Annotated in this window: 17 protein-coding genes; 10 read left to right on the forward strand and 7 right to left on the reverse strand. The window is 41.6% G+C overall.

All coding sequences use genetic code 11. The features are described from left to right. Positions 1-50: 50 nt before the first annotated feature. The 3 genes from degS to PE36_RS15245 all read right to left on the reverse strand — a co-directional run bounded on the left by degS (position 51) and on the right by PE36_RS15245 (position 3,038). Complete coding sequence (degS, locus tag PE36_RS15235) at positions 51-1,142, reverse strand: outer membrane-stress sensor serine endopeptidase DegS (protein ID WP_006032927.1); 1,092 nt, start codon at positions 1,140-1,142, stop codon at positions 51-53. Positions 1,143-1,237: 95 nt separating this feature from the next. Then, complete coding sequence (locus tag PE36_RS15240; protein WP_006032928.1) at positions 1,238-2,599, reverse strand: DegQ family serine endoprotease; 1,362 nt, start codon at positions 2,597-2,599, stop codon at positions 1,238-1,240. 67 nt (positions 2,600-2,666) lie between these two features. Beyond that, positions 2,667-3,038 (reverse strand): YhcB family protein, encoded by a 372-nt coding sequence (locus PE36_RS15245; protein ID WP_006032929.1) that lies wholly within the window; start codon positions 3,036-3,038, stop codon positions 2,667-2,669. Positions 3,039-3,215: 177 nt separating this feature from the next. Between PE36_RS15245 and zapE the strand changes: the two genes are divergently transcribed. The 9 genes from zapE (at position 3,216) to sspB (ending at position 10,831) form a co-directional block, all read left to right on the forward strand. After that, positions 3,216-4,328, forward strand: a complete 1,113-nt coding sequence (zapE, locus tag PE36_RS15250; RefSeq protein ID WP_043994599.1) for a cell division protein ZapE — start codon at positions 3,216-3,218, stop codon at positions 4,326-4,328. 251 nt (positions 4,329-4,579) lie between these two features. Then, on the forward strand, positions 4,580-5,512 hold the full coding sequence (gene coaA / locus PE36_RS15255) for a type I pantothenate kinase (protein ID WP_006032931.1): 933 nt from the start codon (positions 4,580-4,582) through the stop codon (positions 5,510-5,512). A gap of 248 nt (positions 5,513-5,760) precedes the next feature. Further along, the gene (rplM, locus tag PE36_RS15260; RefSeq protein WP_006032932.1) at positions 5,761-6,189 is read left to right on the forward strand and encodes a 50S ribosomal protein L13; all 429 of its coding nucleotides are present in this window, start codon (positions 5,761-5,763) and stop codon (positions 6,187-6,189) included. Between the two features lie 18 nt (positions 6,190-6,207). Further along, complete coding sequence (gene rpsI / locus PE36_RS15265; RefSeq protein WP_006032933.1) at positions 6,208-6,600, forward strand: 30S ribosomal protein S9; 393 nt, start codon at positions 6,208-6,210, stop codon at positions 6,598-6,600. A 382-nt stretch (positions 6,601-6,982) separates the two neighbouring features. Then, positions 6,983-7,573 (forward strand): ubiquinol-cytochrome c reductase iron-sulfur subunit, encoded by a 591-nt coding sequence (gene petA, locus PE36_RS15270; RefSeq protein WP_006032934.1) that lies wholly within the window; start codon positions 6,983-6,985, stop codon positions 7,571-7,573. After that, positions 7,573-8,787: a cytochrome bc complex cytochrome b subunit gene (locus tag PE36_RS15275; RefSeq protein WP_006032935.1), complete on the forward strand. Its 1,215-nt coding sequence runs from the start codon at positions 7,573-7,575 to the stop codon at positions 8,785-8,787. Before petA ends, PE36_RS15275 begins: the two co-directional genes overlap by 1 nt. Further along, the gene (locus PE36_RS15280) at positions 8,787-9,587 is read left to right on the forward strand and encodes a cytochrome c1 (RefSeq protein WP_006032936.1); all 801 of its coding nucleotides are present in this window, start codon (positions 8,787-8,789) and stop codon (positions 9,585-9,587) included. Before PE36_RS15275 ends, PE36_RS15280 begins: the two co-directional genes overlap by 1 nt. 113 nt (positions 9,588-9,700) lie before the next feature. After that, entirely contained in the window at positions 9,701-10,336 is a 636-nt protein-coding gene (gene sspA, locus PE36_RS15285; RefSeq protein WP_006032937.1) for a stringent starvation protein SspA, read from the forward strand. 3 nt (positions 10,337-10,339) lie between these two features. Further along, positions 10,340-10,831 (forward strand): ClpXP protease specificity-enhancing factor, encoded by a 492-nt coding sequence (sspB, locus tag PE36_RS15290; protein WP_006032938.1) that lies wholly within the window; start codon positions 10,340-10,342, stop codon positions 10,829-10,831. Positions 10,832-10,945: 114 nt separating this feature from the next. Here sspB and PE36_RS15295 read toward each other — a convergent pair whose 3' ends face one another. Genes PE36_RS15295 through PE36_RS15310 form a run of 4 tightly spaced genes read right to left on the reverse strand, consistent with a single transcriptional unit; the run spans position 10,946 to position 14,349 of the window. After that, positions 10,946-11,494: a BON domain-containing protein gene (locus tag PE36_RS15295; RefSeq protein WP_006032939.1), complete on the reverse strand. Its 549-nt coding sequence runs from the start codon at positions 11,492-11,494 to the stop codon at positions 10,946-10,948. A 5-nt stretch (positions 11,495-11,499) separates the two neighbouring features. Next, positions 11,500-12,093: an SIS domain-containing protein gene (locus PE36_RS15300; RefSeq protein ID WP_006032940.1), complete on the reverse strand. Its 594-nt coding sequence runs from the start codon at positions 12,091-12,093 to the stop codon at positions 11,500-11,502. Between the two features lie 11 nt (positions 12,094-12,104). Next, positions 12,105-12,512, reverse strand: coding sequence for a YraN family protein (locus tag PE36_RS15305; protein ID WP_006032941.1), 408 nt, complete (start codon positions 12,510-12,512; stop codon positions 12,105-12,107). Beyond that, on the reverse strand, positions 12,475-14,349 hold the full coding sequence (locus PE36_RS15310) for a penicillin-binding protein activator (RefSeq protein ID WP_006032942.1): 1,875 nt from the start codon (positions 14,347-14,349) through the stop codon (positions 12,475-12,477). Before PE36_RS15310 ends, PE36_RS15305 begins: the two co-directional genes overlap by 38 nt. 83 nt (positions 14,350-14,432) lie before the next feature. Between PE36_RS15310 and rsmI the strand changes: the two genes are divergently transcribed. Then, on the forward strand, positions 14,433-15,272 hold the full coding sequence (rsmI, locus tag PE36_RS15315; protein ID WP_006032943.1) for a 16S rRNA (cytidine(1402)-2'-O)-methyltransferase: 840 nt from the start codon (positions 14,433-14,435) through the stop codon (positions 15,270-15,272). Positions 15,273-15,302: the final 30 nt, after the last annotated feature.

Here is a 15,302-nt window from a genome sequence, read left to right on the forward strand (position 1 = left end):
AGAAAAGGCGCATTGATATGCGCCTTTTTTGTATCTGTTTTTTTCTTAAGTTATGACTGTGGTTGTAGTGCTTGCAATTCACCGAGTGTTACAGAGATCTCGAGTTGCTTGCCTTCTCGTATGACGGTTAAATTAATTTTTGAACCCGGGCGCTGTTCTGCCACCACATCCATTAACCAAATAACATTATCAATCTCAGATCCGTTGAATTTGATCACTACATCGCCTGCGACCAATCCGGCCTTTTCTGCGGGCGAATCAGGTGCGGTATTTTGCACCACAATACCTTGATTGGCTTTCAAACCGAGTAATTTTGCCATCACGGCATTAATTGATGTGCCTTCAATACCGAGATAACCACGGATCACGCGACCATTGGCAATTAATGCATGCATAATTTTAACGGCTAACGGATAAGGGATCGCAAAGCTGATACCCATAGTTTCAACATTATTCGCGACCTGAAATGACGCGGTATTAATACCCACTAATTCACCCAGGCTATTAACCAATGCACCACCCGAGTTCCCCTCGTTAATGGCCGCATCGGTTTGTAAGAAGTTTTGATGTCCTGTGGTACTCATGCCAATGCGACCACGTGCACTGATAATACCTTGAGTGATGGTTTGACCTAAGTTGTACGGATTACCGATAGCCAGAACTACATCACCAATATTGGTCTGTTCGTGTTTACTTTGGGGGATGCTGGGTAGATTTTTAGCATCTATGTGTAATACGGCCAGGTCGGTGTATCGATCAAAACCAATTAATTCCGCAGTGAAAAATCGACCGTCCTGCAGAGCCACAATAATTTGATCTGCATTAGCAATGACGTGGTAGTTTGTGAGTAAATAACCTTTGTTATTCATGATCACGCCAGAACCTAGGCTTTGTGGGCGTAATGTTGGTTTACTATTGATCGTTGATTTTTGGTAGGTGCGGGTATAAATATTAACCACGGAAGGCGCAGCCCGTTTTACCGCAGCTGAAAAACTCATTTGATCATTAAGGCCCAATGAAAATGGCTGAGTCAGTCCTAAACTTTGCTTGTTTTGTAATTGCGGTAACGCCAAAAGCAGTATTGCCGCTACAGCGATACCGAGTAAGATACTTTTTGAAATATATGACCACAAACCTTGCACCGAGATATCCCTACGTTACCCACTAAAAATCGCAACGTAGAGAATAGCACCTCTGCCTACTATAATGTAGGAAATAACGTAAAGTGATGTAAGTACTAGCGTAATACCAAGAATAAATGCTGATTTCCGCGCTTGATATTAAGTGCGAGAGTGGCTTTTTCTTCAGTGAGTAATTCACGTAACTGGGCTAAGTTTTTCACTTTATCCTTGTTAACACCAATAATAATATCACCTTCCTCTAAGCCCGATGCCGCCGCTATTGAACGGGGTTCGACTTTCGCAATCAGCACGCCTTGATTGTTGTCGGCTGTGGCCAATGCAGTGCCTGCAAGCCCCGGGTGTAAGTTACTGGCATTGGCAAGTTTGTTATCTGCCGGTTTTAACGTTGCCGTTACGCGCTTTTCGGTCCCGTCTCTGACCACGCCCAACGTGATTTGTTTGTCTGGCCCTAACGTGCCTATTCGTGCTCTTAATTCGCTAAAACTACGGATGTTATTGTTATTAACACTGACAATAATATCACCCGCTATCAAGCCCGCTTCTGCTGCGGCGGAGTTTGGGGTTACTTGGTTGATGAACGCGCCATATTGTATATCGATATCGAACGCTTTCGCCAAATCAGGGGTCAGCTCTTGGCCTGAAACACCTAATACGCCGCGGCGAACTTCACCATGTTCAATGATTTGCTGTACTAGGTTATTGGCCATATTCGCTGGTATTGCAAAACCAATGCCGACATTACCCCCATTAGGTCCTAATATCGCCGTATTAATCCCGATTAACTCTCCACGTAAATTAAGCAAGGCGCCACCGGAGTTACCGCTATTAATCGCCGCATCAGTTTGAATGAAATTTTCCAGGTTTTCTAATTGCAAACCTGTGCGACCTAAGGCACTGACAATACCTGACGTCACTGTTTGACCTAAGCCAAAGGGATTACCAATCGCGATAGTGAAATCACCGACCCGTAATTTATCCGAGTCGGCGAATTTAATCGCGGTTAAATTTTCGGCTTTAATTTGTAATAAGGCAATATCACTGCTTTTATCGGCACCAACAAGTTTTGCTTCATATTCATGCCCGTCTTTCAACATGACTTTGATCTCGTCAGCATCGGCAATAACATGATTATTGGTGAGGATATAACCTTGTTCAGCATCGATGATCACGCCCGAACCCAGACCTTGGAAAGGTCGACGTTGTTGTTGTGAACCATGGCCTTCAGGCCCAAAGAAATAGCGAAAAGCTTCAGGTATACGTTGCTGCGATACCTTAGTACCAGAAACTGAAATATTCACTACGGCAGGCGTGACTTGTTCGAGAATGGGGGCAAGACTCGGTATTGATTGTCCTGCAACAGCGAGTGGGAGTGCTGCTGTTGCAGGTAGACTTGCTAACCCTATTGCCGTGCTTAATGTTAGTGCGGTAAGAGTCGTTAAATGTGATTTTACGTTCATAACTATTTAAGCCTTTGAAAATTATAAGCATAAATAGTTAGATGTAGCCAGGATATAAAAGTTCAAGTTATTTGTTTAGTAATCCTGAAGCCGTACTTGAGTAATCTTTTGGCTGACCTTCAACGGGCTCTGCAGGATCGATGACTGCTTTGGTCTGAAAAGGAATATCTTTAACGGCAACATTATCTAATAAATGTTTGGCGTTATTGGCCAAGTGTTGCTGCATTTCAACATAGGTATCAGATAATTTCATTAATAACGCTTCAGTGCTGGTGAAGTGTTCATTCACATCATGCTTGTATTGTTCAATCTCAGCTTCTTTGGCTAATAACTTACCCTTAAACTTACCGGTTTGGTCTTTTGTATTTGTTGCTTTTGCAATAGAAAAACCGAGAACAAGACCGACAATTAAACTAATTAGTATTTCAAGATAGGGCATATAGACCTCGTTAAATGATAATTTTACTCACTAAAATAGCGTGTTTCTTTTGATACTTTAATATAAGCACCTTTGTTTTAAAATAGTGTATTTCAAAAGAATACAACATGGTAGCATTGATTATTATTAATGCGTGGTGAACAAGGCGTTAGAAACAGTAAAGGATTAGCAATTATAATGACCCCAGTAGAAAAATATCAGCTTGATTTAAAGCGCCCTGATTTTCTGTTTGATGCCGCACAAGAAAATGCAGTAATGGCATTACAACGCTTGTTTGATGAATTATTAATGGTACCGGAACTACCTGCCAAACGCGGTTTATTTGCCAAGCTAAAAGGCTTAACGACAAAGCAGACGCCGACGCAAGCTAATCCAATTAAAGGGATTTATTTTTGGGGCGGAGTGGGAAGAGGTAAGACCTATTTAGTTGATACTTTCTACGATTGTCTGCCGTTCGAGAATAAAACTCGCATTCACTTTCACCGTTTTATGCATCGAATTCATCAAGAGCTAAAAGGTTTAGCACAGCAGAAAGACCCACTTAAAGTGATTGCAAAAAAGTTAGCAGATGAAACGCGGGTTATTTGCTTCGATGAATTTTTTGTGTCGGATATTACTGATGCAATGATTTTAGGCACCTTGTTTGAAGAGTTATTTACCCATCAGGTCATTCTTGTGGCGACATCGAATATCATTCCGGATGAGCTTTATCGTAATGGTTTGCAACGGGCCCGCTTTTTACCTGCGATCCAGTTGATTAATCAAAACTGCGACATCATCAATGTCGATAGTGGGGTGGATTATCGCTTACGTACCTTAGAGCAAGCGGAGATCTATCATTTTCCTCTGGACAGTGCTGCGCAGAAAAATTTAGACCAATATTTTCAGCAGTTATCTTGTGATCCCCGTAACTATAATCAACCAATCGACATTGAAAATCGCCAGATACCGACATTGGCTGAAGCCGATAGCGTGTTGATGATTGATTTCAATGAACTATGTGGCGGACCTCGTAGCCAAGTTGATTATATGGAGATTTCGCGTATCTACCACACGGTCTTGCTGGCTAATGTAAAACAGATGGGCCCGTTAACGGGTGATGTCGCGCGTCGTTTTATTGCTATGGTCGATGAATTTTACGAACGCAATGTCACCTTGATAATGTCAGCTGAACTAGAAATGTCGGCGTTATATACCAGTGGTTTATTAGAGTTCGAATTTCGCCGATGTTTATCACGTTTGCAAGAAATGCAATCGCATGAATATTTAGGGCGTGAACATTTACCTTAGTGCCGATTGCGTTATGAACATGACTGCTTTAGCACCGAATAGGTAGTTTTTGTACACGTTATTAAAATAAATACACTAACTAACGCATTTATTTATTGAGTTACGATGAGTATATAGGCTATTGTTTCGGCGGACATGAACTGACAAAGTGACGTATATAGTGTTATTACGTCATTAAATTCATCGTAAAGGCTTGCTTCTAAATGCGTGAAGTAAGTGATTATTAGGGCGTTAAGTAGGCTTTTAGTTTAATGAATTACTCACCATATCAAGTGTTTGACAGGGAATATTGGGCTGAGCTGCGAGAGTCGGTACCGCTGACCTTATCGGCAATCGAATTAAAGCAGTTGCAGGGTATTAATGAACGCGTTTCAATTGAAGAAGTGTGCGATATTTACCTGCCGTTGTCGCGTTTGCTTAATTTATATGTCACTAATCGTATGCAACGTCGTGTTGTCCGTGATCAATTCTTGGGACGCAAAGTAGCTAAAGTACCCTACATTATCAGCCTTGCGGGTAGTGTTGCCGTTGGTAAAAGTACCACAGCAAGGATCTTGCAGGCCTTGTTGCAATGCTGGCGTGAGCATCCCAAAGTTGCATTGGTCACCACCGATGGTTTTTTGTATCCTAATGCGTATTTAAAAGAACATGACATGATGAAGCGTAAAGGCTTTCCTGAAAGTTATGACATTAATGCCTTAGTTAAATTTGTGGCTGACATTAAATCAGGTAATGCGCGTGTTACCGCCCCCGTCTATTCACATTTCTCTTATGATATTGAACCGGGCAACGAAGTCGTTGTTGAGCAGCCTGATATTGTGATTCTCGAAGGCTTAAATGTGTTGCAATCGGGATTAGAGTACCCCAATGATCCGCATCGCGTGTTCGTCTCCGATTTTGTTGATTTCTCTATCTATGTCGATGCTGATACTGAAAACCTTGAAAACTGGTATGTGCAACGTTTCTTACAGCTCCGAGAAAGTGCTTTTTCCGATTCGAGTTCTTATTTTCATCACTATGCTAAATTAGGTGAGGATGAAGCAAAAGATGTGGCATTGAACATTTGGCGTACAATTAATGGTAAAAACTTAGTAGAAAATATCTTACCAACGCGAGAACGTGCTAACCTAATTCTTACTAAAGACCTAAATCATCAAGTGCATCAAGTTAAATTGCGGAAATAATCTTAATTTCAGTCATTTTCTTGGCCTTATGTTGATGTTTTTTGAGATTAATCTATATTTTTTTAAAATATAGGTGAAATTTCGCTCATTTCTCTTTATAATACGCGCTGCCCACGAACAAGGTGCTGTGGTGGTTCCTTGTCCTAATGACGCCATGTACTTATTCGAAGGGATGAGCAAGGTATATAGTTCACGTATAGATAACTATATGTGATAGTTTAAACAAATTTTATTGGGTTCAATATAAAATGAAAACTTTTGTTGCTACACCAAGCACGATCAAACGTGAATGGTTCGTTGTTGACGCTGAAGGTAAAACTTTAGGTCGTCTTGCGACTGAAATCGCTTCTCGCTTACGTGGTAAGCATAAGCCTGAGTTCACTCCTCATGCTGATACTGGCGATTACATCATCGTTGTAAACTGTGAAAAAATCGTTGTAACTGGTAACAAAGCGAAAGGTAAAATTTACTACTCGCACACTGGTTACATTGGCGGCATTAAATCAATTAGCTTTGAAAAGCTTATTGAAAAAGCTCCAGAGCGTGTTATCCAGTCTGCGGTTAAAGGTATGTTGCCAAAAGGTCCTCTAGGCCGTGCAATGTTCCGTAAGATGAAAGTATACGCAGGTCCAGAGCACAATCATGCTGCTCAACAACCACAAGTTCTAGACATCTAATTTACGGAATTTAAGCAAATGGCAGAAAATCAATACTACGGCACTGGTCGTCGTAAAAGTTCAACAGCTCGTGTATTCATGAAAGCTGGTACGGGTCAACTAACTATCAATAAACGTTCTTTGGAAGTTTATTTTGGTCGTGATACAGCTCGTATGGTTGTTCGTCAAGCACTAGAATTAGTTGAACTACAAGACAAATTCGACCTAAACATCACTGTTAAAGGTGGTGGTACTACTGGTCAAGCTGGCGCAATTCGTCACGGTATCACTCGCGCACTTATGGAATATGACGAAACTCTTCGTCCTGCTCTACGTGCTGCTGGTTTTGTTACTCGTGATGCTCGTCAAGTTGAACGTAAGAAAGTTGGTCTTAGAAAAGCACGTAAACGTCCACAGTTCTCAAAACGTTAATTCGTTTTTTGGTGGTTCGCTTTATTGCGACGAAAGCCTGGCATATGCCAGGCTTTTTTTTGTCTTTTTTTTATCGTTTATTTAATTGACGCGGTTACAGCTTTGTTAAATGTAATGCTGTTTCTTACTTGCATAGCAGTACTTGACACAGAAAGAGAGCGACTTACGCTATTTACTGGGTCATAAGCGACAGATATTGACTTAATCACTGAAAATCCATGATTAATGTCTCATTGTCCTTGTAAAAATGTAACCAATTAATTAAAATTCAACGGCATTTATGTAACTTTTTTAGCTAATAAAAAGTTATCTTTTTTGAAATGGTATTCACTGCAAGATAATAAAAATAATTTGCGCTGAGTCCGAATGGGAGAATAATTGGATGAGCAATGCGCCTGTTGATTCTGGTCGTCGTCGCTTTTTAACTGCTGCTACATGTGTAGTGGGTGGTATTGGAGCTGTCGGCGCAGCCGTACCTTTTATCAAATCTTGGAATCCGAGTGCTAAAGCTAAAGCAGCTGGTGCTCCGGTGGAAGTTGATATTAGTAAAATTGAACCTGGTCAGTTAATTCGTGTTGAATGGCGAGGCAAACCTGTATGGCTTGTATCTCGTACAGAAAGCGTGTTAAACGAACTTGAACAGCATGATGGTTCGTTACGCGATCCGGCATCAGAACAAGAACAACAACCGAGTTACGCACAGAACAAATATCGCTCGATTAAATCAGAGTTATTGGTAGCCGTTGGTATTTGTACTCACTTAGGGTGCTCTCCAACTTATCTGCCTGATAGCTTTGGCGAACAAGTCGAAGGTGTTTCTTCTGGTTTCTTCTGCCCATGTCATGGTTCTAAATTTGATATGGCTGGTCGTGTATTCCAAGGTGTACCTGCACCGTTGAATCTAGTCATACCACCGCATTATTATATTGATAAAACGACGATTCTAATTGGTGTAGATAAGGGAGCTGCCTAATGCTTGGTAAATTAGTCAATTGGATTGATGAACGTATCCCAATGACGGATACGTGGAATAAACACGCTGGTCAATATCCAGCGCCGAAAAACTTTAACTTCTGGTACTACTTTGGCATTTTAGCCACGGTTGTGTTTGTCAATCAGATCCTAACGGGTATCTGGTTAACGATGAATTATAACCCATCTGGCGACGGTGCTTTTGCGTCAATTGAATACATCATGCGTGATGTTGAATTTGGCTGGCTGTTACGTTATATGCATTCAACGGGTGCTTCCGCATTCTTTGTTGTGGTGTATCTGCACATGTTCCGTGGTCTGATGTACGGTTCATACCAGAAACCACGTGAATTATTGTGGGTCTTTGGTTGTTTCCTCTTCTTAGCACTGATGGCTGAAGCTTTCATGGGTTACTTATTACCATGGGGTCAAATGTCATTCTGGGGTGCACAGGTTATTATCTCTTTATTTGGTGCGATCCCAATTATTGGTGATGACTTAACACTTTGGATCCGTGGTGATTATGTGATCTCGGGTGCGACATTAAACCGTTTCTTTGCATTACACGTTATTGCTGTGCCATTAGTACTTGTGGTATTGGTGTTCTTACACATCGTGGCACTGCATCATGTTGGTTCTAATAACCCTGACGGTATTGAAATCAAAGAAAACAAAGATGAAAATGGTTGGCCGAAAGACGCTATTCCATTCCACCCTTACTACTCAGTGCATGATGCTGTTGCGGTCGTGGTGATGCTTATCTTATGTAGTATTGTGATCTTCTTTATGCCTGAAGGTGGTGGTTACTTCTTAGAAGCGCCAAACTTCGAAGCGGCGAACCCATTAAAAACACCGGATCATATTGCACCAGTGTGGTACTTCACCCCGTTTTACGCCATTTTACGTGCGGTTCCGGACAAACTTGGTGGTGTGATCATGATGGGCCTCGCTATTGTGATGCTATTCTTAGTGCCTTGGATCGATCGCGGGAAAGTGAAATCAATCCGTTATCGTAGTGTTTGGCATAAACTTAATTTATCTCAGTTTGTTATTTGTTTCATTATTCTGGGCGTATTAGGGACATTAGCACCAACACCTGGTCGTACATTATTGTCGCAAATTACCACATTAGGTTACTTTGGCTATTTCGCTCTGCTGTGGTTCTACAGTAAGAATGAAACCACTAAACCATTACCAAAAAGGGTGACAATGTAATGAAAAAATTATTTATCACGTTACTTACCCTATTGCCTATGGCCGCCTTTGCATCTGGTAATGCTGTACATTTAGATGAAGCCAATTATGATTTAAGAGACAAAGCATCACTGCAAAATGGTGCTAAAATATTCATGAATTATTGCTCTACGTGTCACTCTACGCAATATCAACGTTATTCACGTGTTGCTGACGATCTGGGTATCGATCGTGATGTAATGTCTGAAAACTTGGTATTTACCGGGGTGAAAGTTGGCTCATTAATGCTAACGGCGATGCCTGCTGAAAGTGGTGCTAAATGGTTTGGTGCTACACCACCAGACCTAACACTTGAAGCGCGCTTACGTGGTGCTGATTGGGTTTATACTTATCTGCGTTCTTTCTATATTGACGAAACTCGCCCATTTGGTGTGAATAATGTGGTATTCCCAAGTGTCGGTATGCCGCATGTACTTGAAGAACTACAAGGTACAGCGCGTCTTTTAGAAATAAAACATAACGAAGAAGAGCTAGATCTGCCGGAAGGTGCTAGAATTGTTAAAGAAACCGCAGTTGTTGACGCTAATGGTGTTGCAACAGGTGAAATTCTGACTAGCTACCTAAGTCCCGATGGAAACGGTGAGTTATCAGCAGAAGAGTTTGATGAAGCAATGTTAGATTTGGTAAACTTCTTAGTTTACTCAGCAGAGCCGAATCAGCTTGAACGTCAAGAAATGGGCTTCTGGGTTATTGGATTCTTACTTATTCTACTTGTATTTACTTGGTTCCTGAACCGCGAATACTGGCGTGATATCCACTAATCACTGATATGTTGCCGCATTACTTGTAAAAGTTGCTGGTAAAAGAATTACGTATCGCCAATGCTAGTTTAGGCTATCATTGGCGTTTGTGTTTACAATTTATTGGAGGTGGCATGGCATTAGCTGCTAATAAACGTTCAGTTATGGTGTTATATTCGGAGCCGACTGATCTATATAGTCATCAAGTCCGAATCGTTTTAGCTGAAAAAGGCGTAAGTGTTGATATTCATCAGGTTGATCGTAATAACCTACCTGAAGATTTAATCGACTTAAATCCTTACCAAACAGTACCGACATTAATCGACCGTGAACTTACATTATATAACTCACGTATCATCATGGAATATCTGGATGAGCGTTTTCCGCATCCACCTTTGATGCCGGTTTACCCTGTTTCTCGTGGTAGTAGCCGTCTAATGATGCACCGTATCGAAAACGATTGGTATTCATTAGTAACTAAGATCATGAAAGGCTCTGTTGAAGAAGCTGCTGTAGCGCGTAAGCAACTGCAAGAAGCATTAATGAGTATCAGCCCTATTTTTGCTGAATACCCATACTTCATGAGTGAAGAATTCAGCTTAGTAGATTGCTACATGGCACCGCTATTATGGCGTTTACCTGAACTAGGTATTGATCTTCCAGGCCAAGCAGCAAGTGAGTTAAAGAACTATATGCTACGAGTATTCGATCGTGAATCATTCCAAGCATCTTTAACTGAACAAGAACGTGAAATGAGAATGTTAATGTAATTTATGGATAAAATGACCCCAATTCGTCCCTATTTATTACGTAGCCACTATGAGTGGTTACTTGATAATGACTTAACACCGCACATTGTGGTTGATGCGCATATTGCTGGTGTTTACGTGCCACAACAGTTTGTTCAAGATGGTCAAATCGTTTTGAACATTGCGCCTACCGCCGTGGTTGCTTTTGAGTTAAACAATACTGCATTGAGCTTTAATGCTCGTTTCGGTGGTGTACCTTTTGATGTTTATGTGCCTATTGCGGCGATCACTGCTATTTATGCGCGTGAAAACGGTGCTGGTAGTATGTTTGAACCAGAGCAAGCATATATCGATCAAGCTGAACAAGATAGCGCTGAAGTGGCTGTTGAGCCAAGTGAAGAGAAAAGCAAGCCTGCGTTGGTCAGTGCGCCTGCGGTGAGCTCTGAAAGTCAGAGTGACGCGCCAGAACGTCCAAAACCTGCGAAAGGTAAACCCGCTTTACGGGTCATTAAGTAACATAATACTTAATTAACGACTATGTGCAGTACTTGAATATGTCGACGGACATCATTCAGTACTGCATTTTTTACTTTCTACTTTCTATTTCATATTTATCGATATACGCGCTAATTAGCGATACTCGAATACCTTAATCACTTTATCTACCCCCACGACATAACGTGCGGCTTCTGCAAGTTGATCGCCTTGTGCTTTTGTTACTCGTCCAATTAAGAATACTTCTGCATTCTCAGTGATGACTTTGATACTGAGTGGCTCAATGCCTTTTAAATTGAGAATACTGGTTTTTACTTTGGTGGTTAACCAAGTGTCTTTACTGGCACGCTCAAATGAGATTGGCACACCTAAGCGGATCTGGTTATACACCTGTTGTACCGATGCGGTTTCTGCGGCAATCTCGACGATTTTATTACGTTCTGTAGCGCTTCTTACCTGACCCGACAATAGCACTTTGCTGTTGTTAGTGAGAATATGCAGATTATTATTGAGCAACAATTGCTTATTGTTATCATTAAGCCCTGCAGTGATATCGAGGGTAATGGTTTCATCATCAATTAATTGGCTAAAACTAACGTTGTTAGTACAGCCTTGAATACTCACAAGGCTAAATAGCATCACGGCGGTCGGCAACCAAGATTTTAATTTATTTGTTAGAAGCATCGTTATTACTCGTGCCCTTGCTGCGGGAATAAAGTTTGATCGATAATGTCACACAGACAATTAATGATCAGTGCATGTACTTCTTGTATTCTGGCTTCTCGACGTGAGGGTACACGTATTTCAGCATCATGAGGCCCTAGTAATCCAGATATCTCACCGCCGTCTTTACCGGTTAAAGCGACAATGGTCATATTACGGGTAAGGGCTGCTTCAATGGCTTTAATTACATTGCGGCTATGACCGCCGGCAGAGATTACCACCAAAATATCACCGTCATTACCCAAGGCTCGCACCTGTTTTGAGTACACAAAATCGAAACTGGTATCGGTACCGATGGCCGTCATTAAGGTGCAATCTGGGGTTAATGCCAGAGCCGGTAAACTTGGGCGTTCTGTTTCGTAGCGGTTTAACAGAGATGCAGAAAAATTTTGTGCCAAACTCGCTGATGCACCATTACCACAAATTAAGATCTTGTTACCGTTTAATAAGCATTGAGCCATCATCATGGCTGAGTTTTGAATGTATTCTGGTAACGCCTCGGCTGCGGCGATCTTAGTTTGAATACTTTCAGTAAAATTTTCTTTAATTAGCTCTAACATGGGTATCTACTCTAAAAAGCATTGGTTATCCATTGAATATTATCACTGCAACCTTCAATAGCAATCACATCGAAACGGCAAGGAGTATAGTTTTCATTTATTCCGTGGCGCACCATATAATATTGCGCTGTATAACGCAATTTTCGTTGTTTCGCGACCGGAATTGCAGAAATAGCACCGCCGTAATGGGTATATTGACGATATTTTACCTCGACAAATACTAAGGTGGGTAGTGTTGTTGAAGATTTTATGTCACAGCTGGCACCGTGTTGGCAAATTAGATCAATTTCACCTTGCCGACAAGCAAAATTTCGCGCCAAGATAATTAATCCTTGGCGCTGTAAAAATTCGGCCGCTATGCCTTCAAAATACTCACCGCGTTTACGGGGCTGTTTTCGATTCAGGGTAGCTTTCCTCAAGTTTTATTTTACCTGAGCGGTATTTTGCCCAGCTAAATTCGCGTTCAATAATACCATTATCATTGATATAAAGAATACCGGTCTGGCCCGCTAAGCGTAAATTAGGGAAATTACGTAGCTGTTGCAGAGTCGGAATTAATTTAAATGCATCGTAGCCCATCGCGAACAGGTTTTGCTGTATTTTAGACATATTTGGCCACAGTGCCAAAGTTTGTTGTTTTAGTTCGCGATCTGGGTTCAACAACCAAGGCATATCACTGAAGATCAAGCCATTAAGGTCACGGTTTTGGCTCCGAGATAAATTATTACCATGGGTACGTGAACTCGCATATACGGCTACTTGTGGTGCATACGGGTTCTGCGTGGTACTAATGTAAGGGATTGCTAACATCGCTTCAGAAGGCGTCGCGATAATATAAATCGCATCAATGTCGCGGCGACTACGGGTTTTTGCTTTAACGTCCGCACCAACCAAATTTTGCATTAAGCGAATACGTTGGTTACTTGAAGTAACAGCAAACAGCGAGGTCACGGTATTTTGCATATCGCTACGACTCTTATATTTATATGTTTCGCTGCTCCCCCCCGTCAAAGATTGCCATTGTTTGTTAAATTCCTCAGATAAACGGTTACCTGTACGGTTATTTGGTGCCAGGACTAAAGGTTGTTTGATGCCATCGTGATGCATCTTTTTAGCCGCGGCAATGGCTTCGTCATTTGAGCTTAATGAGAAGTAATAGATATTTTCTGCTGCCTGTGTTTCTGGCAGTTTATTTAACGAAATTATGGGTACGTCTTTCACTAGCGGTAATACTTTCGCTAGATTTGATTTTAATAATGGTCCAACCACAAAGTCTGCACCATCATCAAGGGCTTGCAAATACAGTTTACCAGCACTTACTGTGGCGGTATCATAGAAACGTAAATCGATACGGTCAGCGGCGTTAACTTGATAGTAAGCACTTAGCATGCCATCTCGAATGGCTTTACCAGCGACAGCGCGTTTACCGGTTAATGGTGCCAGCACCGCTATTTGACTTGGCGCGTAAGGGATTGTTGCCATGGCTTTAACAAGCTCAATAGGAAAACCACTTAATGCAGGATGTTGTGGGTAAGTTGTTTTCCATGCTTGTAACTCATTGATCAAGGACTGTGGTTCAGTACGATATTGCTGTGCGATTGCCGCTAAGTGGTACCAACCTGATAACGTCGGATTTTCAGTGTTAAAACGCAGTGTTAATGGTTGTAGTTCAGCCAATGGTATTACCGAAACCAATTCCCATAAACGAGAATTGTTGGTGCTGTGCAGTTCAGCATCGAGGAAATCGTTTAGCGCAACACGGTATTCAACCGCTTTAGCGTTATTATTCTGTAATTCGCTAATAGTCGCATTTAATAAGTAGAAACGTTGCCAATGGGGCTGTTCAGTGGTGCTCAGTGTGGAACTAAAGTTAAGTGTTGTCGCAGCATCTTGATAGCGCTTTTCTAATAGGTAGGCTTCAGATTTAATTAACGCGATCTCAAATAATTGCTGTGTGGATAATGGATTACGTTCAACCGACAGTAACATATCCAGTGCGGGCTGCGAGTGGCCTTCTGCAATCAAAGCCCGTGCAGATAATAACTGCCATGCGATAGCTTGTGGTTTATTCGCTAATGCAATCTTATCAATGTAGAATTGTGCCGGCTGATCAATTTTTGTCAGTACGTCTGGTGCAACGATTGGTTGTGGTGTCGATGTTGCTTTTTCAGATGTCGTGATACTTGAACACGCGCTGAGCAGTAAACTCAAGCTAAAAAACATAATCAAGCGGGAATAGCTGTGCTTAAATTCCATTGGTGTATTATCCTGCAAAGAGATTTATAATACCCCTATACTAAAGCATCATCGCTTAACAAAAAACTACCCATGAGAATGAAATGTCTGAACAAGCAACTTTATTTATCGTACCAACCCCGATTGGCAACCTTTCTGATATCACTGAACGCGCTCTAGAGATACTAAGAAGTGTGGATTTGATCGCCGCAGAAGATACCCGTCATACCGGAAAACTGCTAAGCCATTATCAAATAAAGACTAAAACATTTGCGTTGCATGATCATAATGAGCAACAAAAAGCCGAATATTTAGTATCCAAATTACAATCTGGTATCAGCATCGCGCTGGTTTCAGACGCTGGCACGCCGTTGATCAGTGATCCCGGTTATCACTTGGTGAATACCTGTCGTGCACATGGTGTTAAAGTGGTGCCGTTACCAGGACCTTGCGCAGCAGTCACCGCGATGAGTGGTTCTGGTCTGCCGTCTGATCGTTTCTCGTTTGAAGGTTTTTTACCCTCGAAAGAAAAAGCCCGTAATGATAAAATCACCGAGTTGAAAGAAGAAACCCGCACGATGATTTTTTATGAATCACCGCGTCGTCTGCAATATACCTTAGATGCATTAACGGCGATCATGGGCCCTGAACGTCAAGTGTGTGTTGCACGCGAAATGACCAAAGCGTTTGAAAGCATTACCACTATGCCTGTTGGAGAATTAGCCGTTTGGGTTGCCCAAGACAGTAACCGTAGTCGTGGTGAAATTGTGTTACTCGTTTCTGGTTATAAACCAACCGGCCTGGAAATTCCAGCTAAGGTGTTGAAAACGCTTGAGTTATTAAATGAAGAATTACCACTTAAAAAAGCAGCGGCATTAACTGCCGAGATCTACGGCTGCAAAAAGAACGCCTTGTATAAATGGGGTTTAGAAAACTTTAATTAATCGCTGGATTTTCTGATGTAGATTATGTAC

The sequence above is a fragment of the Moritella sp. PE36 genome, from assembly GCF_000170855.1.
Taxonomy (GTDB): domain Bacteria; phylum Pseudomonadota; class Gammaproteobacteria; order Enterobacterales; family Moritellaceae; genus Moritella.